The organism is Rhizobium sp. 21-4511-3d (assembly GCF_053522545.1).
This window is the reverse complement of record NZ_JBNWCF010000001.1, coordinates 952,781-972,384: the sequence shown is the minus strand read 5'-3', so window position 1 is coordinate 972,384 and position 19,604 is coordinate 952,781. Positions and strand designations below refer to the sequence as shown.

Below are 19,604 nucleotides of genomic sequence, written 5' to 3'. Positions count from 1 at the left end.
GTTTCTTCCGCCGCCTTTCGCCGCTTTCAAAGTCCGAACAGTGCCGCACCGAGCGGCGCTGCTGCTCCGCCCTTTATCAAGGAAAAACCTGTCGCAAGCAAGAAAGCCGCAAAGCAGGCAAAAATCAGACCGTCGACGCGGTCCATGACCCCGCCATGTCCGGGAATCAGATGGCTCGAATCCTTCACGCCGAAACGGCGCTTGATGAAGGATTCGAAGAGATCGCCCGCCTGGCTGCAGACCGACAGGATGAAGGCAACCGCCGCGGCGACGACCCAATCGGCGCCCGGCACGAAGATGTAGGCGATCAGGCTACCGGCAATCACCGCCGAGACGGCACCGCCCATGGCGCCCGATTGTGTCTTTCCGGGAGAGATCTTCGGCGCCAGCTTCGGGCCACCGATGGCGCGGCCGACGAAATAGGCGAGAATATCGGTCGCCCAGACGACGGCAAAGACGAAGAGCATGGCATGCAGGCCGGAAAGGTCGGCGCCGCGGATTTCGGCGAGCGCGATCCCCGTCAGCCCGGCATAGACGACGCCTGCCGGAAACCAGCGGCTGACGCCGCGCAGGACGACGAAGCCGATCGCGACCAGAAAGAGTGCCAGGAGAGCCCCGAGCGCCCAGTCGAAACGCTCCAGCAGGATTGCAAGGGCAATGGCGCCCTGCCCGGCCCAACCGACGACATTGGCCGCCGGCTGCTCGCGCTGCAGGCCTGTGATCGCCGACCATTCATAATAGATCAGCAGCCCGATCAGCGACGACAGCGCGCGGAACGCCAGACCTCCGTACCAAGTCGCCGCGAGAACGATCGCGGCCAGAATGATTCCTGAGATGATACGGAGCTTCAGTTCCTGCTGCATCAAGTACCCACTGCTGCGGCCTGCGACGACAAGCCACCGAAACGGCGGTCGCGGGCGGCGAATTTTTCGAGGGCGGAATAGAAGAGTTCGCGCCCGAAGTCCGGCCAGTATTCCGGCACGAAGATGAATTCGGAATAGGCGGCCTGCCAGAGCAGGAAGTTCGACAGCCGCTCCTCGCCGCTGGTGCGGATGATGAGGTCGGGGTCGGGAATACCAGCCGTATCCAGCCGGGCATTGATCAGCGCCGCTGTCACGTCCTGCGCCCGCAGCACGCCGGCCTCGACGTCCTTGGCCAGGCTCACCATGGCCCGGGCGATCTCGTCGCGCGAGCCATAGTTGAAGGCGATCACGAGCGTCAGCGCAGTGTTGTTGCGCGTCGTCTCCTCAGCTTCCAGCAGCAGATCGAGAATATCGCTGCGCAGCGTGTAGCGATCACCGATGATCCGGATGCGGACATTTTCGGAATGCAGTTCGGCAAGATCGCGGCGGATGAACGCCTTGAGCAGGCCCATCAGATCCGACACTTCGGCTTCGGGCCGGCGCCAGTTCTCCGAAGAGAATGCGAACAGCGTCAGATACTTGACGCCAGCGTCGCCGGCAGCACGCACGGTCTCGCGTACGGCTTCGACACCCTTGCGGTGGCCCATGGCGCGCGGCAGGCCACGCTGCTTGGCCCAACGGCCGTTGCCATCCATGATGATGGCAACGTGTTCTGGCATGCTTGCGAATGCTGGTTTCGACATTTCCCGTCCGGTTTCTTGGGGGCGCAGGCGAAAGCCTTAGACCTGCATGATTTCCTTTTCCTTATCCGCAAGCAAGCGATCGATTTCGGAAATCGTCTCATCCGTCATCTTCTGCACACGATCGGACTGGGCGCGGCTTTCATCCTGGCCAATGACACCGTCCTTTTCGGCTTTCTTAAGGCCGTCCATGCCGTCACGGCGAACATGGCGAATCGCCACCTTGCTCTTTTCGGCGTAATCGTGGGCAACCTTGACCAGCGACTTGCGGCGCTCTTCGTTGAGCTCCGGCAGCGGAATGCGCAGATTCTGGCCATCGACGATCGGGTTCAGGCCGAGGCTCGATTCGCGGATCGCGCGCTCGGTGGCGGAAACCATCGACTTGTCCCAGACCGAGACCGACAGCATGCGAGGCTCCGGCACGGTGATGTTGGCGACCTGGTTGAGCGGCACGCGCGAACCGTAGGCTTCGACCATCACCGGATCCAGAATGTTGGCCGAGGCACGGCCGGTGCGCAGCGATGCGATATCGCTCTTGAATGCGGAAACCGCGCCATCCATGCGGCGCTTGATTTCCTTGATGTCGATGCCTTCACTCATAGCAATGCTCCCGTCTCAGTCGCAATCGCGCCGTCTCACGCGGCGCAGTCTATCGTCAGTTGTCGGATACGATGGTCTTGAGGCCACCGCCCGTCAAGATTTCAGCAAAACCACCCTTCTCGTGGATCGAGAAGACGATGATCGGAATGGAGTTTTCGCGGGCAAGCGCGACGGCTGCGACGTCCATGACGGCGAGGCCCTTGTCGAGCACTTCCTTGTGCGTCAGCCGGTCGAAGCGCGTCGCGTCCGGAACCTTCTTCGGATCGGCCGAGTAGATGCCATCGACCTGCGTGCCCTTGAAGATCGCTTCGGCGCCCATTTCGGCGGCGCGCAGCGCTGCTGCAGAGTCGGTCGTGAAGAAGGGATTGCCGGTACCGCCGGCGAAGATCACCACGCGGCCGAGCGACAGGTGGTAGAGCGTCGCGCGCTGGGAGAAGCTCTCACAGATCTCCGGCATGGCGATGGCCGACAGGACGACCGTATCGATATTCAGCTTGCGCAGCGAGGTTGCGAGCGCCAGCGCGTTGATGACGGTCGCGAGCATCCCCATGTGGTCGCCGGTCACCCGATCGCCGCCCTTGGAAGCGACTGCAACGCCGCGGAAAATGTTGCCGCCGCCGACGACGACGCCGACTTCGACGCCCATCTGGCGGGCTTCAGCGATATCAGACGCGATGCGGTCCGCCACCGCTACGTCGATACCGAAGCCCTGGCTGCCCATGAGGGCTTCGCCGGAAGCCTTGAGTAGAACACGTTTGTAGACAGGCTCTCGCGACATCTTGGCTCCTCGTTAATCACCGCTGACTGCCGGATACACGAAGGGCACCGCGTTGTCACGCGATGCCCTTGCGTTTTCACATGTATGAGGCGCTATCAGCCCTTGGCGACAGCAGCAACTTCAGCAGCGAAGTCGCTCTCTTCCTTCTCGACGCCTTCGCCGAGGAGGAGACGTGCCATGCCGACGACTTCGATCTTCGCGCCGGCTTCCTTTTCAGCTTCCTTGACAGCAGCTCCGACCGTCAGGTCGGGGTTGATGACGAAAGCCTGCGAGAGCAGAGCGACTTCTTCGAAGAACTTGCGCATACGGCCTTCGACCATCTTTTCGATGATGGCTTCCGGCTTGCCGGATTCGCGGGCCTGCTCGATGAAGACGTTGCGTTCGCGCTCGGCAACTGCAGCGTCGACTTCTTCGGCGCGGATCGCGAGCGGGTTGGTCGCAGCGATGTGCATGGCAACCTGGCGGCCGATCGAGGTCAGGACAGCCTTGTCGCCTTCCGACTTCAGAGCGACGAGAACGCCGAGCTTGCCGATGCCGTCGCCGGCAGCGTTGTGGATGTAGGTCGCAACGACGCCGTGCTCGACTTCGAGCTTGGCAGCGCGACGGAGCGTCATGTTTTCGCCGATGGTTGCGATCGCGTCCTTGATGGTGTCGGCGACCGGCTTGCCGGATGCCGGGTAGGTCGCAGCAGCGATGGCTTCAACCGAACCGTCGGTGCCGAGAGCAACGTTGGCGATGCCGCGGACGAGGTCCTGGAAGGCGTCGTTACGGGCAACGAAGTCGGTTTCGGAGTTCAGCTCGACGACAACAGCCTTGTGGCCGGCGCCAGCGATGGCAACCAGACCTTCGGCAGCAGCGCGGCCGGCCTTCTTGTCGGCCTTCGAGATGCCCTTGGCACGGAGCCAGTCGATCGCTGCTTCGATGTCGCCGTTGGTTTCCAGCAGCGCCTTCTTGCAGTCCATCATGCCTGCGCCGGACTTCTCGCGCAGTTCCTTTACCAGTGCAGCCGTAATCTCGGTCATAAGCTTCCTCTTTGTCGGTTCAAACGGTGGCCCGCGAAACGCGGTGCTGCACCGGATTGAGGCACGAAATGTACCTGTATGTATGACAGCGTGATGAATGACGCGTCATATCGAAACTGTGGCGGCAAGGGGCAGATCGCCCTCGCCTGAAATGGTCAAGGCCGCCGAACTTCTGAGAGTCGCGAGCGGCCTTTCCCAATCTCTGGAAAGCATGACGGGCGATACTGCCCGCCTGCTTCTTTATCAGGCGCCGGTTTCGTCGAGCGCCGGCTCAACCGGTGCATCGATCGCTGCGCCGAGATCGCGGCCCGATGCGCCCTGCTGACGAGCGATGCCGTCGATGGCAGCGCGTGCGATCAGGTCGCAGTAGAGAGCGATGGCGCGCGAAGCGTCGTCGTTGCCCGGGATCGGGTAGTCGATCAGGTCCGGATCGCAGTTCGAGTCGATGATGGCAACGACCGGGATGCCGAGGCGCTTGGCTTCGTCGATCGCGATCTTTTCCTTGTTGGTGTCGATGATGAACATCAGGTCCGGCGTGCCGCCCATGTCCTTGATACCACCGAGAGCCTTGTCGAGCTTTTCGCGCTCGCGCTCGAGGTTCAGGCGTTCCTTCTTGGAGTAGCCGGAGCCTTCCGAGCTCAGGATCTCGTCGAGCTTGCGCAGGCGCTGGATCGAGTTGGAGATCGTCTTCCAGTTGGTCATCATGCCGCCGAGCCAACGCGAGTTGACGTAGTACTGAGCGGAACGCTTGGCCGAGTCAGCGATGAGCTCGGAAGCCTGACGCTTGGTGCCAACGAACAGAACGCGGCCGCCACGGGCAACGGTGTCGGACACGACCTGGAGGGCGCGCGACAGCATCGGAACCGTCTGAGCGAGGTCGATGATGTGAATGTTGTTACGATCGCCGAAAATGTACGGCTTCATCTTCGGGTTCCAGCGGTGCGTCTGGTGGCCGAAGTGGACGCCTGCTTCAAGAAGCTGGCGCATAGAAAAATCGGGCAATGCCATGCCTAGTCATCCTTTTCCGGTTGAACCCCCGCAAGACGAACAGCATCCTTTCGGGATGCCACCGGGCGGAACAATCCGGATTTCTCCCGGACCATCCCATGCCTTGCGTGTGGAATGCGGGTGCCCTTACAGTCGATTCACTGCAAATGCAAGGCTCGCGCGGAAAAAACTGCCTGATTGCAGGGATCCGCGGGCGCTGCCAGCGTCAATTGTCGGTTTCAGCCGGGCATGGCCAACCGGCCGGCGCCTTGAGGCCCGACGGCAGCTTCGTCGAGGCGTCGCCGCAGGCAAGCTCGATCTGCGTCTGCTCCAGCCCCTGCGCCGAAGACAGATCGACGCCTTCGATGCGCGTCAGATACATGAAGGCACGGTCGAAGCTGACCTGACCACCGAAAGTCGCGCCGACCATGTTGGCGCGCGACAGGTTCGCGAGCGAAAACTTGGATTCGCTGAGCGTCGCCTTGCTGAAATTGGTACGGCCGAGCTCGGCCTTCTCGAAGCTTGAGCCCGAAAGCTGCGCGCCGGTGAAGTCGGCGCGCTGCAGCTCAGCAGCAACGAAGGAGGCCTTCTGCGCCGAGGCATTCTGGAAAACCGAGCGGTAGGCCTCGATCTTGTCGAACTTGGCGCCGTCAGCCTTGGCACCCTCGAGCCAGGCACGCACCAGCGTCGCCTTCTCGAAATTCGCCGAAGTGAGATTGGCGCCCTTCAGGCTGGTCTGCGACAGATCGGCGTCCGAGAGATTGGCGCCCTCGAAGTCGCTCGACTCCAGCATCAGGTTCTTCTTGTTGCAATTGCTCCAGTCGACGCCGGAATAAGGCGTATCGCTGCAATCGGCCGCCATCGCGGGCAGCGCGGCGCAGACGGCGCCGAGCGCGATCAAGGATGTCGCAAGCAATTTTACCGGCATGTGTGCCATGCCAACCTCCCGGAAGAAGACCTGCCGATTCGATGCGGCTTCAAGAGGTTACTTGCAGGTCTCGGGCTTCTTGTCGAGCATTTCAAGTTTGGCGAGCTTTCCCGTCAGAACGAAGTCGCCGTAGTCCATCGTCAAGTCACGGGTGATGCCGTTCTCATAGAGCTTGAACGACATGCGGTAGACTGGCAAGGCGTCGGTCTTGCTATTCTCGTTGAAGTAGGAAATCGTCACCGGCCAGAAAGCGGTCTTGGCGAATGCGCCGGCATTACCGGCATCAGCCTCGTCGCCGGCCTTGGGGCTGACGAGCTTGCCGACAACGGTCGTGGTCGCCAGGGCCTTGTCGCCATCGTCGGAACCGTCGAAGACGCGGGCTTCGAAGAAGCGCTTGCCCGACTTGGCGTTCTCGATCACGTCGAGCATGTGCTCGGTCGGGAAACGGCTCTCGGCGAGCTGCAGCTCCTTTGCCTGCGGGCTCGTCAGATCGACGGTGACGCCATCGGCCTTGTCGCTCGCTTCGCCGTTCACTTCCTTGTCGAGTTGGTCGTCCGTGAAGGACTTCGTCTCGAAGGTGAACTTGCGGTCCTTGATATTCTCGAAGGTCTTGGTCTGCTGGTCGCTGACGCGGGTGTTGTCGCCGGTATCGATCTGCGTCACGAAGCGGAAATTGGTGGTGAAGCCTTCGCAGTAATTGCCGTTGAATTCGTAGACCATGCGGCCCGACATGCCGGCAATGCCCGAGCGTTCCGAGGCGTCCTTGAGCTCCAGATCGTAAATTGCCCGATGCGCGACAAGGCCCGAAGCGATCGCCGCTCCGGCAGCGGGCGCCGCAGCCCATGCATTTGCGGAAACGCTTGCAAGCAGCAGAGCGGCAAGACTCGATCGGAACATCCATTATCTCCTGTTGGACTCGGCCGCGATGTTATAAGAACGCTTTCGGCCAAATCGAGGCTGGAAGCTGTCATACGCAATATTCTAGTCTTGATGCATAATTTTTGAAGCATTGACAATGAAAGTGGAGGCGAAAATGTCCGACCAGATTGCCGCAAAACTCAAGGAAATGGGGATAACTCTGCCGGAAGCGGCTGCTCCTGCGGCGAACTATGTTCCCTATGTGATCAGCGGCGGACTTCTCTACATCTCCGGCCAGCTGCCGCTCGAAGGCGGCAAGGTCGCCGTCAGCGGCCATCTCGGCAAGAATGTCGACGTTGCCGCCGGCCAGCGCGCCGCCGAACTCTGCGCCATCAACATTCTGGCGCAGGCCAATGCCGCACTCGGCGGCAATCTCGGCCGCATCAAGCGCGTCATCAAGCTGAACGGCTTCGTCGCTTCCGCGCCTGAATTCGTCGAGCAGCACCTCGTCATCAACGGCGCGTCCAACCTGATCGCCAACGTTCTCGGCGAAGCCGGCAAGCATGCGCGCGCCGCCGTCGGCATGGCAGCCCTGCCGTTCAACGCCGCCGTCGAAATCGATGCCATCATGGAAATCGCATAACATGACCTCCGCAGCCTGGATCAAGGAAGTTCCGGTCGCCCATCGCGGCTATCACGACACCAACAAGCTCGTGTGGGAAAACACGCTGAGCGCGTTTTCGCGCGCTGTCGAAGCCGGTTTTGCGATCGAATGCGACCTGCACTACGCCTCCGATGGCGTGCCGATCATCTTCCACGACGAGAACCTCGAGCGCCTCTGCAACATGCCGGGCGATATCCGCGCCCGGACCTCGCAGGAACTGGGCCTGCTCTCGGTCGGCGGCACTGCCGACAAGATCCCGACGCTGAAGCAGCTGCTCGATCTCGTCCAGGGCAAGGTGCCGCTGGTGCTCGAACTCAAGGGCCGCGAGGCCGATGACGAAGGCTTTGCCGAAACAGTGCTCGAAGTGCTCGAGGGATACCAGGGCAAGGTGGCGCTGATGAGCTTCGACCATTGGCTGCTGCGCGACCTGAAGGCGCTGAACGCGCCCTACCCGGTCGGCCTGACTGCAAGCGGCAACAAGCCGGAGGAATTCGAGGTGCATGAGAAGGCGATGGCGCTCGGCCTCGACTTCATCTCCTATTTCTTCGCCGACCTGCCGAACCCGTTCATCTCGGGCCAGCGCGCCAAGGGCATTCCGGTGATCACCTGGACGGTCCGCGACGAGAAGGCCCGCAAGCATACTTTCGAAAACGCCGATCAGATGACCTTCGAGGGATTTGATCCGCGCGTTTCGGTTTGATGCTCGCTTTTTGGACAAGATCGTGCGCAGACTGAAAGGGAGCCACACTCCTCCCCCGAAGGCTTCGTCTTTTGCTCCATGACTGATGAAATCTCGATCCGCGTCGAACGGTCTTTTACCGCCATTTCCCCGGAGAGCTGGTCACGGCTCTCCGGCACCTCGAAAGCGGCGGACACCGTTCCCTACAATCCATTCCTCTCCCATGCCTTCCTGTCCTCGCTTGAAGAATCAGGCTCGGCGACGGCCGATACAGGCTGGCTCGGGCATCACCTGCTGCTGGAGACAGACAAGGGTGAGCTGATCGGCGCCCTGCCCGGCTATCTCAAGAACCACAGCCAGGGCGAATATGTCTTCGATCACGGCTGGGCCGACGCCTTCGAGCGCGCCGGCGGACGCTATTATCCGAAGCTGCAATGCTCGATCCCCTTTACGCCAGCGACGGGGCCGCGCCTGCTCGTCGCCGAAGGTTTCGAGCGGCGGCCGATCCAGAGTGCGATTGCCGAAAGCCTCAAGGAAGTGGTGCGCCGCCTCGGCGTCTCCTCGGCGCATGTGACCTTCGTTCCTGAAGACGAGATCTCGGTCTTCGAGACGGACGGCTATCTGCATCGCACCGACCAGCAGTTCCATTTCATCAATGATGGCTATGCCAATCACGACGCCTTCCTGGAGACGCTGGCATCGCGCAAGCGCAAGGCGTTGAAGAAGGAGCGGCGGGCGGCGCTTGAGAACGGCATCAGCATCGACTGGCTGACCGGCGCCGATCTGACCGAGCGGATATGGGACCAGTTCTTTTCTTTCTACATGGACACCGGCAGCCGCAAATGGGGCCGGCCCTATCTCACGCGAGACTTCTATTCGCTGATCGGCCAACGCATGCCCGACGATATCCTGCTGGTGATGGCCAAGCGCGACGGGCGCTATGTGGCGGGCGCCATCAATTTCATCGGCGGCGATACGCTTTACGGCCGCCACTGGGGCTGTATCGAGGATCACCCCTACCTGCATTTCGAGGTCTGCTATCACCAGGCGATCGATTTTGCGCTCGCCAAGGGTTTGAAGCGGGTCGAGGCGGGAGCGCAGGGAGAGCACAAGCTCGCCAGAGGTTATCTGCCGGTGACAACGCATTCGGCGCATTACGTCGCTCATGCCGGGCTTCGCCGTGCGATCTCGGATTATCTCGAGCGCGAGCGCGAGGATGTCGAGCATATGAACGAGATCCTCACCGACCACAGCCCCTTCCGCAAAGGCGAACGGCAGCAGGAGGATTGACGCCCTCGGCTCCGCCGCGCTACCCGAACAGCACACATGAGGAGATTTTCGATGACCAGCGCCGCCTATGACGACAACAACATCTTCGCCAAGATCCTGCGCGGCGAAATCCCCTCGCATCGCGTCTACGAAGACGAGCAGACCGTTGCTTTCATGGACGTGATGCCGCAGGCGCCGGGCCATGTGCTCGTCGTTCCCAAGGCGCCTTCGCGTAACCTCCTCGATGCCGATCCGGCAGCGCTTTCGCATTCGATCACCGTCGTCCAGAAGATCGCCAATGCCGTGCAGGACGCCTTTGACGCCGACGGCGTCTTCGTCTGCCAGTTCAACGAACCGGCGGCCGGCCAGACGGTGTTCCACCTGCACTTCCACGTCATCCCGCGCCACGAGGGCGTGGCGCTGAAGCCGCATTCCGGCAAGATGGAGGACGGTGCCGTGCTTGCCGCCAATGCCGAGAAGATCAAGGCCGAGCTCGGCTGAGCCAGCAATCGTCGGGAGAACTATCGATGATCCGTCATACCGTGGCGTTCCGCCTCAAGCATTCCGCCGGTTCGCCTGAAGAGAAGGCGTTTCTCAGCGCCGCACTCGATCTGGCGCAGATTCCGAGCGTACGCAACTTCGAGCAACTCCGTCAGACCAGCCCGAAGAACGCCTTCGCGTTCGGCTTTTCCATGGAGTTCGAAAACCAGGCCGGCTACGACGCCTATAATGTGCATCCCGCCCATGTCGCCTTCGTGCGGGACCGGTGGGTGCCCGAGGTCGAGGATTTCCTCGAAATCGACTACCAGCCTCTCTGAGGCCGGCGACCACTTGAAAGCAAAAAAGGCCGCATTGCTGCGGCCTTTTCGTTATTCACCTGCCGGTGACATTCAGTTCTTGCGCGGCACTTTCGGTACGGCGCTGCCCTTCTTGGGCGCGGACTTGACTTCGGGCTCGGCCGAGGCTTTGGCCTTCTTCGCCGTGACCTTCTTCGCCTTGGTCTTCAGCTCGCCATCGTCGTCATGATCGGCTTCCGGATGTATGGCCTCGGCTTCGGGCTTCGGCTTGATCGGCGCCAGTTCCGAAACGGAATTGAGCACGATGCCGGGTTTGCCGTCTTCCTTCGGACCGACGCTGACAGTAACGACGCCACCCTTCTTCAGCTTGCCGAAGAGGATTTCGTTGGCCAGCGGCTTCTTGATGACATCCTGGATGACGCGAGCGAGCGGGCGGGCGCCCATCTTCTCGTCGTAACCCTTTTCGGCCAGCCAGGCGATCGCATCCTCGTGCAGGTCGAAGGTCACGTTGCGTTCGGAAAGCTGTGCTTCCAGCTGCATGATGAACTTCTGGACGACCTTGTGGATGACGGCGGTCGGCAGCGAGGCGAACGGAATGATCGCATCGAGACGGTTGCGGAACTCCGGCGTGAACAGGCGGTTCAACGCCTCTTCATCCTCGCCGCTGCGCTTCGACGAACCGAAGCCGAAGGCGGCCTTGGCCATTTCGGACGCGCCCGCATTGGTCGTCATGATCAGGATGACGTTGCGGAAGTCGATCTTCTTGCCGTTATGGTCGGTCAGCGTGCCGTGGTCCATCACCTGCAACAGGATGTTGTAGATATCAGGATGCGCCTTCTCGATTTCGTCGAGAAGAACGACGCAATGCGGATGCTGATCGACGCCATCGGTCAGGAGACCGCCCTGGTCGAAGCCGACATAGCCGGGAGGTGCGCCGAGCAGACGGGAAACCGTGTGACGCTCCATGTACTCAGACATGTCGAAGCGCAGCATCTCGACGCCGAGCGAGGAAGCAAGCTGCTTGGCGACTTCCGTCTTGCCGACGCCCGTCGGGCCGGAAAAGACGTAGGAGCCGATCGGCTTGTTCGGTTCACGCAGACCGGCACGGGCCAGCTTGATCGCCGTCGACAGGGCTTCGATCGCCGTATCCTGGCCGTAGACCACCGAGCGCAGTTCCTGCTCGAGATTGGCAAGAACGGCTTCGTCATCCTTCGACACGGTCTTCGGCGGAATGCGGGCCATGGTCGCGATCGTCGCCTCGATCTCCTTTTCGGTGATCAGCTTGCGGCGGCGCGACGGCGGCAGCAGCATCTGCGCTGCACCGGTTTCGTCGATGACATCGATCGCCTTGTCCGGCAGCTTGCGGTCCGAGATATAGCGGGCCGACAGCTCGACAGCCGACTTGATGGCGTCATTCGAATAACGCAGGTGGTGGTACTCTTCGAAATAAGGCTTCAGGCCCTTCATGATTTCGATCGCATCGTCGATCGACGGCTCGTTGACGTCGATCTTCTGGAAGCGGCGAACCAGAGCCCGGTCCTTTTCGAAGAACTGGCGGTATTCCTTGTAGGTGGTCGAACCGATGCAGCGGATCGCACCCGAAGACAAAGCAGGCTTCAGGAGGTTCGATGCATCCATCGCGCCGCCCGAGGTGGCGCCGGCGCCGATCACCGTATGGATTTCGTCGATGAACAGAACGGCGCCCGGATACTCTTCGAGCTCCTTGACGACCTGCTTCAGGCGCTCTTCGAAGTCACCGCGGTAACGGGTGCCGGCGAGCAGCGTGCCCATGTCGAGCGAGAAGATGGTGGCGTCAGCGAGCGCTTCCGGAACCTTGCCTTCGACGATGCGCTTGGCGAGGCCTTCGGCGATCGCCGTCTTGCCGACGCCGGGATCACCGACATAGAGCGGATTGTTCTTCGAGCGGCGGCACAGGACCTGGATCGTGCGGCTGACTTCGGCGTGGCGGCCGATCAGCGGGTCGATCTTGCCGGTCTTGGCCTTTTCGTTGAGATTGACGCAGTAAGCCTTCAGCGCATCCTGCTGCTTCTTGCCGGCTGCATCGTCCTCGCCGCCGCGCGATGCGCTCGGCTTGCTTTCGGATTCGTCCTCGGCACCACGCGGGGTGCGGCTTTCCGACGAGCCCGGCCGCTTGCCGATCCCGTGCGAGATGTAGTTGACCGCGTCGTAGCGGGTCATTTCCTGTTCCTGCAGGAAGTATGCGGCATGGCTTTCGCGCTCGGCGAAGATGGCGACGAGCACGTTGGCGCCGGTCACTTCTTCGCGGCCGGAAGACTGGACATGGATGACGGCACGCTGGATGACGCGCTGGAAGCCGGAGGTCGGCTTGGAGTCCTCGTCATATCCGGTGACTAGGTTGGAGAGTTCGTTGTCGATGTATTCGATCAGTGTCTTGCGGAGCGCGTCGAGATCGACGTTGCAGGCACCCATGACCGCGGCCGCATCGGAGTCGTCTACAAGGGCGAGCAGCAGATGCTCGAGCGTCGCATATTCGTGATGCCGCTCGTTGGCAAAGGTCAGTGCCTGATGGAGCGCCTTTTCTAAGCTAGGCGAAAATGTTGGCACGTTGTGATCCTCACTTCTTTTCCATGACGCATTGCAGCGGATGCTGATGCTGCCGGGCAAAGTCCATCACCTGGCTCACCTTGGTCTCCGCTACCTCGTATGTGAATATCCCGCATTCACCGACGCCGTGGTTATGGACATGCAGCATGATGCGGGTGGCACTTTCGCGATCTTTCTGGAAAAACCGCTCCAGGATGTGGATGACGAATTCCATGGGAGTGTAGTCGTCATTCAGGATGAGCACGCGGTAGAGATTAGGCTTCTTGGTCTTCGGCTTGGTACGTGTAATGACCGAGGTTCCGCGATTTCCGTTGTCCCCGTTCCTTTCGCCATCGTTTTGCATCCGGATCGGCTTTGCGATCATTTTCATTCATTCCTCGATCAGTCCGATGGTGCATGGGAGGATGCTTTACCCACCGAATATCTGAAACACTAACTTAGTTCATAATGCTGCGATTTTAAGCCCCTTGTTCCCGACTGCAATCACAATTCCGCAGGACTTGACGCAAACGCGAAAAAAGTCCCGGACTATTTCTTGAACGCGGCAGAAAACAAAAAAGACCGGCCGCAAGTGCGTAGCCGGTCTTCGTTTTTCAAGGGGTGCGCCCATCAGGCGCATGAAATCAGGCCGCGGCGGGCGTCGCCTGCGCTGCGGCCTTCGCGGCTTTCACGATCGGTGCTGGAACCTGCGCTTCGTAGGGCTTGTAAGCGCCCTTGGCGAGGTCGGAATACATTTCGCCCATCTTGCTGGCTTCGGCGACGAAGCCTTCGTAGGACGATTTCACATAGCTGCTCTGAAGGTCGAAAGCAGCTTCGATGCTGCGAACGCCCGTCAGCGCCTCGAAATGCTTGACTGCGTCTTCAAAGGATTTCTTGGAATATTCCACCGCTTCGGTGGCGATCGCCTGGAAGCCCTTGGCGCTATCCGAATAGCTTTTGAGCATCGTGTCCATGGCTTCCTTGCCCTTGCGGTTCGTCTCGTCAAAGTTGAACATGCACAACCTCCTCTTCGGCTCTGCAGCAAAAAGGTAGCTGCAAAGCTTCAGGAGTCAAGCGGTTTTGTGCGATGCAAAACGACTCATGCGTGCATTTGCAACCGCGAATTCTCAAGCAAAAAAGAAGGACGTACATCCATCGTTGATTTTGCAGACATATATCAGCAAGTCGCAACCTGAGGCTTCGCCATTAGCCAGCGAAGCCTCGAAACACATTTGCGTTTGCCTCCTAGTCGAGCAGATCGGCCGGCACCTTGCCGCCATTCTCCGACAGCCGCTTCATCAGCGCCTTGTGGAGGAACATGTTCATCTTGGCGGAGTCGCCGGTATCACCGGAATAACCAAGCTCGGCTGCCAGCTCCTTGCGCTCGGCAAGGCTGGCGTCCATGCCGACCGCCTTCATCAAATCGACGATCGAGCGGCGCCAGTCGAGCTTCTGGCCGCTCTTCTTCACGGCAGCATCGAGGATGGGTACGATATCGACGGGAGCTGCGGTGCTCGGCGCGGGTGCGGAAGGCGCCGGAGATGCTGCGGGCGCTGCAGCCGCAGGGGCGGCCGACGGCGAAGCGGGAGCCGCCGCAGCGGGCTCGGCCTTCGGCGGCGCAGCGGCCGTTACCGGTGCCGCCTTGGCCTCACCGAAGATCGCATGCTTGATCTTGTCGAAAATACCCATGTCCTCAGCCTCCATTTTGGTTGATCGCATTCGCAATCCCTAAAATGGAGCAGAGGGCGGGTTCATCCAGCGATTCCGCCCGGATTGTTTCGGCAAAAACAAACGGGCCGCAGAGCGGCCCGTGATATTCAGCGAATGGCGGCGCTGATCAGAGATCGACGTCGAGGATCGCCATCGAGAAGTTATAGGAGCGGTCGCCGTCTTCGTCATCGATATAGACGACACCCAGGAACTCCTCGCCGAGGTAAACTTCAGCCGAGTCGTTCTTGCGCGGACGCGCCTTCACGACGATTTCCGGATTGAGCGTTTTCTTGAAATAGGCGTCGAGCTTCTTGAGTTCTTCAGGCTTCACACTTGATCTCCTAGCGGTCTCAGTTGGCCGCTTCTTGCACAGGAAAAGCGGCGCTGTAAAGGCTGCCGGCACGCAAGTGCACCGGCTTTCCCCTTGCGTTTGCGGCCCGCTTTTTCAGCCGTTTCTGATATGAGCGGCTCAGATATCGGCGCCGATCACCTGGTCCATTATCCGCGACGGCTCCGAACACCCGGCTTCTCCGACCACCTTCGCCGGCACGCCGGCAACGGTCGTCTTCGGGGGAACGGCCTTCAGCACCACCGAGCCTGCGGCGACGCGCGAGCAATAGCCGATCTCGATATTGCCGAGGATCTTGGCCCCCGCACCGATCAGCACGCCGCTACCGATCTTCGGATGGCGGTCTGCGCCTTCCTTGCCGGTACCGCCGAGCGTCACGCCATGCAGGATCGAGACGTTGTCACCGATCACAGCCGTTTCGCCGACGACCAGACCGGTTGCGTGATCGAGGAAGATGCCCTTCCCGATCCGCGCCGCCGGATTGATATCCGTCTGAAATACACTGGACGAACGGCTCTGCAGATAGAGCGCCAGATCGCGGCGTCCACGGTTGAGCAGCCAATGAGCCAGGCGATGGGTCTGCAGCGCGTGAAAACCCTTGAAATAGAGCACGGCTTCCATGAAGCGCAGGCATGCGGGATCGCGGTCGTAGATCGCCTGGATGTCGACACGCAGGATGTCGCTCCATTCCGGCCAGTCGGACAGCATCTCGTCAAAAGCCTGACGCAGCAGCGTCGCCTGCATATCGGGATGGTCGAGGCGTTCGCAGATACGGTGGATGACGCATTCTTCCAGCGAGCGGTGATTGATCACCGTCGAATAAAGGAAAGCCGCCAGGACCGGATCCTTCTCGGCAGCAACGCGCGCTTCTTCGCGCAGGCTGTCCCAGATCGGATCCATCACCTTGAGCGAGCTTGCAGCTTCAAGAGGACGAATGTCTGTCTTCGCGACCATTACCGGTCTCCTCATTTCCCTTGGGAAGGTCATTGTATAAAGCAAAACGGCTGTAACATAAATGGGTGCAGCCGCCAGACCTTTTTAGGATGATTTTTCCGTGAATATCCGCTCAAAAGCGGCATGTCACCGTCAGGCGACCTTCTCGTAAAACTCCAGAACGGCCTTCTTGAACACCCTGTCGCCGACCGCCAGCATGTGGTCGCGGCCCGGGATATCCAACGCTTCGGCATTCGGCATCAGGGCGGCAAGCTTCTGGGGCGAACCCGCGATGTCGTCCTTTGTTCCGACGCCGATCAGCGTCGGCGCCTCGATCTTGCCCATGTCGGCCCGTGCGACGAGATCGCGCGATCCGCGGATGCACATGGCAAGCGCCTGGCGGTCGCTCCTGGTCTGCTCGGCAAACATGCGGAACATTCGGCCGCGATCATGCGTGACGGTATCGACCGAGGGCGCCAGCAGTGCATCGGCGATCGGGTCCCAGTCGCCGACGCCATCGGTCATGCCGATGCCGAGACCACCGAGCACCAGCGAGCGGACGCGGTGCGGATTGGCAAGTGCGGCGAAAACGGAGATGCGGGCACCCATCGAATAGCCCATGACATTGGCTTCCGGAATGCCGAGATGGTCGAGAAGGGCCATCGAGTCAGCCGCCATGACCCAGGGGCGGTAGGCCTCGGCATCATGCGGCTTGTCGCTTGCGCCATGGCCGCGGTTGTCCATGGCGATGACGCGGTAGCCGGCATCGCCCAGCGTTTTCAGCCAGCCCGGATGCACCCAGTTCACATTGGCGGTCGAGGCAAATCCGTGGATCAGCAGGACCGGCGCACCATTCGGATCGCCTTCATCGAAATAGGCGAGGTTGAGGCCATCATGCGTGAAGCTGGAGAATGCTGGCGTATTCAAGTTCATAAAGGCTGGTTCCTGTTTGCGGCGGACCATATTTTATCGCTGCCGCGAGGTGAACCCCGGCGGGCAAAAAACCATGCCGCTTGCGGCGCTTTGGCTCTACACATTTGCGGCGAAGAAAGATAATGTCCGGCCAAATTTCAAAGCATTCGGAGACAGACATGGCCGGCCACAGCATTCCCCACTTCCAGAACGACGGCGGACACCGCGTGATCGAAGTCGGCGTGAAGGAATTCATGTGCACCGGCGCATCCGTGCCGTTCGACCATCCGCATATCTTCATCGACATGGGCGACGACAACGAAAAGGTCTGCTCCTACTGCTCGACGCTCTACCGCTTCAACGGCGCGCTGAAGTCCAACCAGACGAACCCGGCCGGCTGCGTTTTCCACGTCAAGGCCGCCTGATCATTTCTTCCGGGATCGGATAACAGATGCCGGTCGAACATGCCGCCATTGCGGGCGCTGGAATTGCGGGGCTGACGGCCGCGCTGGCGCTTGCCAGGCACGGTATCGGCTCCGACATATTCGAGCAGGCAAGCGAGCTTGCCGAAGTCGGCGCCGGACTGCAGCTCTCTCCCAATGCATCGCGAATCCTGCGTCAACTCGGCGTTCTCTCCGAGATCGAAAAGCACTGGCTTGAGCCCGAGATGATCCGGCTCGTCGCCGGCGATACGCTGCGGCCTCTCGCCGCCGTTCCGGCCGGACGTTTTGCGCGCGACCGGTGGGACGCGCCCTATGGCGTGCTGCATCGCGCCACCTTGCAACGGGTTCTACTCGAAGCCGTGCGCAGCAATCCGCTCTGCCGCCTGCATCTTGGAATACCGTTCGAATCCGCCAGCCTGCCTGCCGGGTTGGTGATCGGCGCCGATGGCGTCTGGTCGAAGATGCGCCAGCACATTCCCGGCGCGCCCTCGCCGCGCTTTTCTGGCAATATCGCCTATCGCTTCACGATTTCTCAGGCGTCGGCGCCTGATTTCCTCGATCGCGACAATGTCGCGGCCTATCTCGGTCCTTCCGCACATCTCGTCTGCTATCCGCTGAAGGAAACCGCGAGCTTCAATCTGGTGGCGATCACCGGTGGCACGGATGACCGGCATCTATGGGACGGCGGAGCGGAACGTCACCAGCTGCAGATATTGCGATCGCGCTTCAAGGGCTGGCACCCGGGCATCACGTCACTCTTCGGAGACATCGCGCCCACCTTCTGGCCGCTCTACGAGGCGACCGAGGGGCGCTGGCAGAACGGGCGTGACCGCGTGCTGATCGGCGATGCCGCACATGCGATGATGCCCTTTGCCGCACAGGGCGCGGCGATGGCGATCGAGGATGCTTTCGAGCTTGGTGAGATGTTGTCTCGGGAAGGTGCCGAACAGGCCCTGCCCCGCTTCGAAGCGCTGAGGACGGCGCGGATCGCCAGGATACGCAAGCGCGGTGCGTTCAACCGCTTTGCCTATCACGCCCGCGGTCCCATCAGGATCGGGCGTGATATCGTCTTGTCGCTGAAGCCGCCGCAAAGCCTCGCGGCGGATCTCGACTGGATCTACGGCTACCGGCCGCAGGTCTGATCAGACAGCGTTCGATGCGGCAAAGCCGCGCTCGATGTCGGCCTTGATGTCGGCAACATCTTCGAGACCGATCTGCAGGCGGATCAGCGGGCCGCCTTCCGGCGCCTTGGCGATACGGCGGTCGTTCAGGTTGACGTGAACCGCGAGGCACTCGAAACCACCCCAGGACCAGCCGAGGCCGAAGATGCTGAGCGCATCGAGGAAGGCATGCGCCTTTGCCTTGTACTGCTCGGCGGAATCGGCCTTGAGCACGAAGGAGAAAATGCCGCTGGCGCCCTTGAAGTCACGCTTCCAGATGTCGTGCCCCTTGAAGCTCGGCAGGGCCGGATGCAGCACCTTGGCCACTTCCTCTCGGCCCTCAAGCCATTTTGCAACGGCCAGCGCGCTTTCGTTGTGGCGCTCCAGGCGGATGCCCATGGTGCGCAACCCGCGCAGCACCTGGTAAGCGTCGTCGGGCGCGCCGCAGATACCGAGCGTGATGTTGGCTTCCTTCAGCTGCTCCCAGTGCTTGGCATTTGCCGAAACGGTGCCCATCAGGATATCGGAATGGCCGGCCGGATACTTGGTCGCGGCGTGGATCGAGATATCGACGCCGAAATCGAGCGGGCGGAAATAGACCGGGGTCGCCCAGGTGTTGTCCATGGCAACGACGGCGCCGTGCTTGTGGGCAATTGCGGCGATGGCCGGGATGTCCTGCATTTCGAAGGTATTCGAGCCCGGGGCCTCGGTGTGCACCAGCTTGGTATTCGGCTTGAACAGCTGCTCGATTCCTGCGCCGATCGCCGGGTCGTAGTACTCCACCTCAACGCCGAGGCGCGTCAGCATCGTATCGCAGAAATGGCGGGTCGGCGTGTAGACGGAATCGACGATCAGCGCATGATCGCCGGAAGACAGAAAGGCCAGGAAAGGCACAGTGACGGCGGCAAGGCCCGACGGCACCAGGATCGTTCCAGCAGACCCCTCCAGTGCGTCGATCGCCTCGCAAAGCGCATCCGTCGTCGGCGTGCCGCGGGTACCATAGGTGTATTTCTGCGCCCGCGTTTCCATCGCCTTGGCATTCGGGAACAGCACGGTCGATGCATGCACGACGGGCGGATTGACGAAGCCGTGATATTCCGAGGGATCGTTGCCGAGATGCGAGAGGCGGGTGTTGATGCCTGCATTTTGCAGGAGACCGTCTTTGTCTTTCATAGTCTGAAATAGCCTTTGGCGAGGGATGCAATGGGCGAGTTTTGGACCTCGGGAAAAGGCGGGTCAACCCCGTAGCCGGAACTGCCCGAAAATTACCCGCATCGTTACTTTCGCAGATATATCAGTGAATTGCGCGGTATTTTTCCGCAAAACACTGCCCAAATACTATCCAAC

The 19,604-nt window shown here is 60.9% G+C and carries 23 protein-coding genes; 7 read left to right on the top strand and 16 right to left on the bottom strand.

The annotated features are described in order from the left end of the window. Positions 1-26: 26 nt before the first annotated feature. The 8 genes from ACQZ5H_RS05320 to ACQZ5H_RS05285 form a co-directional block, all read right to left on the bottom strand. Positions 27-863 carry a phosphatidate cytidylyltransferase gene (locus ACQZ5H_RS05320; protein ID WP_112711733.1) on the bottom strand — a complete coding sequence of 279 codons (837 nt, stop codon included), beginning with the start codon at positions 861-863 and terminating at the stop codon, positions 27-29. Beyond that, positions 863-1,606, bottom strand: coding sequence for an isoprenyl transferase (locus tag ACQZ5H_RS05315; protein ID WP_449096932.1), 744 nt, complete (start codon positions 1,604-1,606; stop codon positions 863-865). Before ACQZ5H_RS05315 ends, ACQZ5H_RS05320 begins: the two co-directional genes overlap by 1 nt. A 36-nt stretch (positions 1,607-1,642) precedes the next feature. Further along, positions 1,643-2,203: a ribosome recycling factor gene (gene frr, locus ACQZ5H_RS05310; protein WP_449096931.1), complete on the bottom strand. Its 561-nt coding sequence runs from the start codon at positions 2,201-2,203 to the stop codon at positions 1,643-1,645. A 55-nt stretch (positions 2,204-2,258) separates the two neighbouring features. Next, entirely contained in the window at positions 2,259-2,981 is a 723-nt protein-coding gene (gene pyrH / locus ACQZ5H_RS05305) for a UMP kinase (RefSeq protein WP_112711727.1), read from the bottom strand. A 95-nt stretch (positions 2,982-3,076) separates the two neighbouring features. Further along, complete coding sequence (gene tsf / locus ACQZ5H_RS05300; RefSeq protein ID WP_112711725.1) at positions 3,077-4,003, bottom strand: translation elongation factor Ts; 927 nt, start codon at positions 4,001-4,003, stop codon at positions 3,077-3,079. Between the two features lie 243 nt (positions 4,004-4,246). Continuing rightward, complete coding sequence (gene rpsB / locus ACQZ5H_RS05295; protein ID WP_112711723.1) at positions 4,247-5,011, bottom strand: 30S ribosomal protein S2; 765 nt, start codon at positions 5,009-5,011, stop codon at positions 4,247-4,249. 205 nt (positions 5,012-5,216) lie between these two features. After that, positions 5,217-5,927, bottom strand: coding sequence for a pentapeptide repeat-containing protein (locus ACQZ5H_RS05290; protein ID WP_449096930.1), 711 nt, complete (start codon positions 5,925-5,927; stop codon positions 5,217-5,219). 48 nt (positions 5,928-5,975) lie between these two features. After that, complete coding sequence (locus ACQZ5H_RS05285) at positions 5,976-6,815, bottom strand: cell envelope integrity EipB family protein (protein ID WP_130278396.1); 840 nt, start codon at positions 6,813-6,815, stop codon at positions 5,976-5,978. Between the two features lie 136 nt (positions 6,816-6,951). On the opposite strand from ACQZ5H_RS05285, the gene ACQZ5H_RS05280 reads away from it, so the two are divergent. The 5 genes from ACQZ5H_RS05280 (at position 6,952) to ACQZ5H_RS05260 (ending at position 10,206) form a co-directional block, all read left to right on the top strand. Beyond that, complete coding sequence (locus ACQZ5H_RS05280) at positions 6,952-7,419, top strand: RidA family protein (RefSeq protein ID WP_112711719.1); 468 nt, start codon at positions 6,952-6,954, stop codon at positions 7,417-7,419. Position 7,420: 1 nt separating this feature from the next. After that, positions 7,421-8,140, top strand: coding sequence for a glycerophosphodiester phosphodiesterase (locus tag ACQZ5H_RS05275; protein ID WP_449096929.1), 720 nt, complete (start codon positions 7,421-7,423; stop codon positions 8,138-8,140). 78 nt (positions 8,141-8,218) lie between these two features. Further along, positions 8,219-9,409 carry a GNAT family N-acetyltransferase gene (locus ACQZ5H_RS05270; protein ID WP_449096928.1) on the top strand — a complete coding sequence of 397 codons (1,191 nt, stop codon included), beginning with the start codon at positions 8,219-8,221 and terminating at the stop codon, positions 9,407-9,409. Between the two features lie 51 nt (positions 9,410-9,460). After that, on the top strand, positions 9,461-9,889 hold the full coding sequence (locus ACQZ5H_RS05265) for an HIT family protein (protein WP_112711713.1): 429 nt from the start codon (positions 9,461-9,463) through the stop codon (positions 9,887-9,889). A 26-nt stretch (positions 9,890-9,915) separates the two neighbouring features. Further along, on the top strand, positions 9,916-10,206 hold the full coding sequence (locus ACQZ5H_RS05260; RefSeq protein WP_130278399.1) for a Dabb family protein: 291 nt from the start codon (positions 9,916-9,918) through the stop codon (positions 10,204-10,206). 72 nt (positions 10,207-10,278) lie between these two features. Here ACQZ5H_RS05260 and clpA read toward each other — a convergent pair whose 3' ends face one another. The 7 genes from clpA to ACQZ5H_RS05225 all read right to left on the bottom strand — a co-directional run bounded on the left by clpA (position 10,279) and on the right by ACQZ5H_RS05225 (position 16,675). Next, positions 10,279-12,771 carry an ATP-dependent Clp protease ATP-binding subunit ClpA gene (gene clpA / locus ACQZ5H_RS05255; RefSeq protein ID WP_112711709.1) on the bottom strand — a complete coding sequence of 831 codons (2,493 nt, stop codon included), beginning with the start codon at positions 12,769-12,771 and terminating at the stop codon, positions 10,279-10,281. A 10-nt stretch (positions 12,772-12,781) separates the two neighbouring features. Further along, entirely contained in the window at positions 12,782-13,135 is a 354-nt protein-coding gene (clpS, locus tag ACQZ5H_RS05250) for an ATP-dependent Clp protease adapter ClpS (protein WP_112388172.1), read from the bottom strand. Between the two features lie 259 nt (positions 13,136-13,394). Further along, complete coding sequence (locus ACQZ5H_RS05245) at positions 13,395-13,766, bottom strand: phasin family protein (RefSeq protein WP_449096927.1); 372 nt, start codon at positions 13,764-13,766, stop codon at positions 13,395-13,397. 229 nt (positions 13,767-13,995) lie between these two features. After that, positions 13,996-14,439 (bottom strand): DUF3597 domain-containing protein, encoded by a 444-nt coding sequence (locus ACQZ5H_RS05240; protein ID WP_449097020.1) that lies wholly within the window; start codon positions 14,437-14,439, stop codon positions 13,996-13,998. A 148-nt stretch (positions 14,440-14,587) separates the two neighbouring features. After that, positions 14,588-14,791, bottom strand: coding sequence for a DUF3126 family protein (locus ACQZ5H_RS05235; RefSeq protein ID WP_112388095.1), 204 nt, complete (start codon positions 14,789-14,791; stop codon positions 14,588-14,590). Positions 14,792-14,929: 138 nt separating this feature from the next. Beyond that, entirely contained in the window at positions 14,930-15,763 is an 834-nt protein-coding gene (cysE, locus tag ACQZ5H_RS05230; protein ID WP_112711703.1) for a serine O-acetyltransferase, read from the bottom strand. A 132-nt stretch (positions 15,764-15,895) separates the two neighbouring features. After that, the gene (locus tag ACQZ5H_RS05225; protein ID WP_449096926.1) at positions 15,896-16,675 is read right to left on the bottom strand and encodes an alpha/beta fold hydrolase; all 780 of its coding nucleotides are present in this window, start codon (positions 16,673-16,675) and stop codon (positions 15,896-15,898) included. A 158-nt stretch (positions 16,676-16,833) separates the two neighbouring features. Here ACQZ5H_RS05225 and ACQZ5H_RS05220 point away from each other — a divergent pair, with 158 nt between their 5' ends. Next, a complete protein-coding gene (locus ACQZ5H_RS05220) occupies positions 16,834-17,079 on the top strand; it encodes a zinc-finger domain-containing protein (RefSeq protein ID WP_112711699.1) in 246 nt (81 codons plus the stop codon). 26 nt (positions 17,080-17,105) lie between these two features. Then, positions 17,106-18,239: an FAD-dependent monooxygenase gene (locus tag ACQZ5H_RS05215; protein ID WP_449096925.1), complete on the top strand. Its 1,134-nt coding sequence runs from the start codon at positions 17,106-17,108 to the stop codon at positions 18,237-18,239. Here the strand turns inward: ACQZ5H_RS05215 and ACQZ5H_RS05210 are convergent, their stop codons facing one another. Beyond that, entirely contained in the window at positions 18,240-19,430 is a 1,191-nt protein-coding gene (locus ACQZ5H_RS05210; protein WP_449096924.1) for a cystathionine beta-lyase, read from the bottom strand. Between the last annotated feature and the right edge of the window lie 174 nt (positions 19,431-19,604).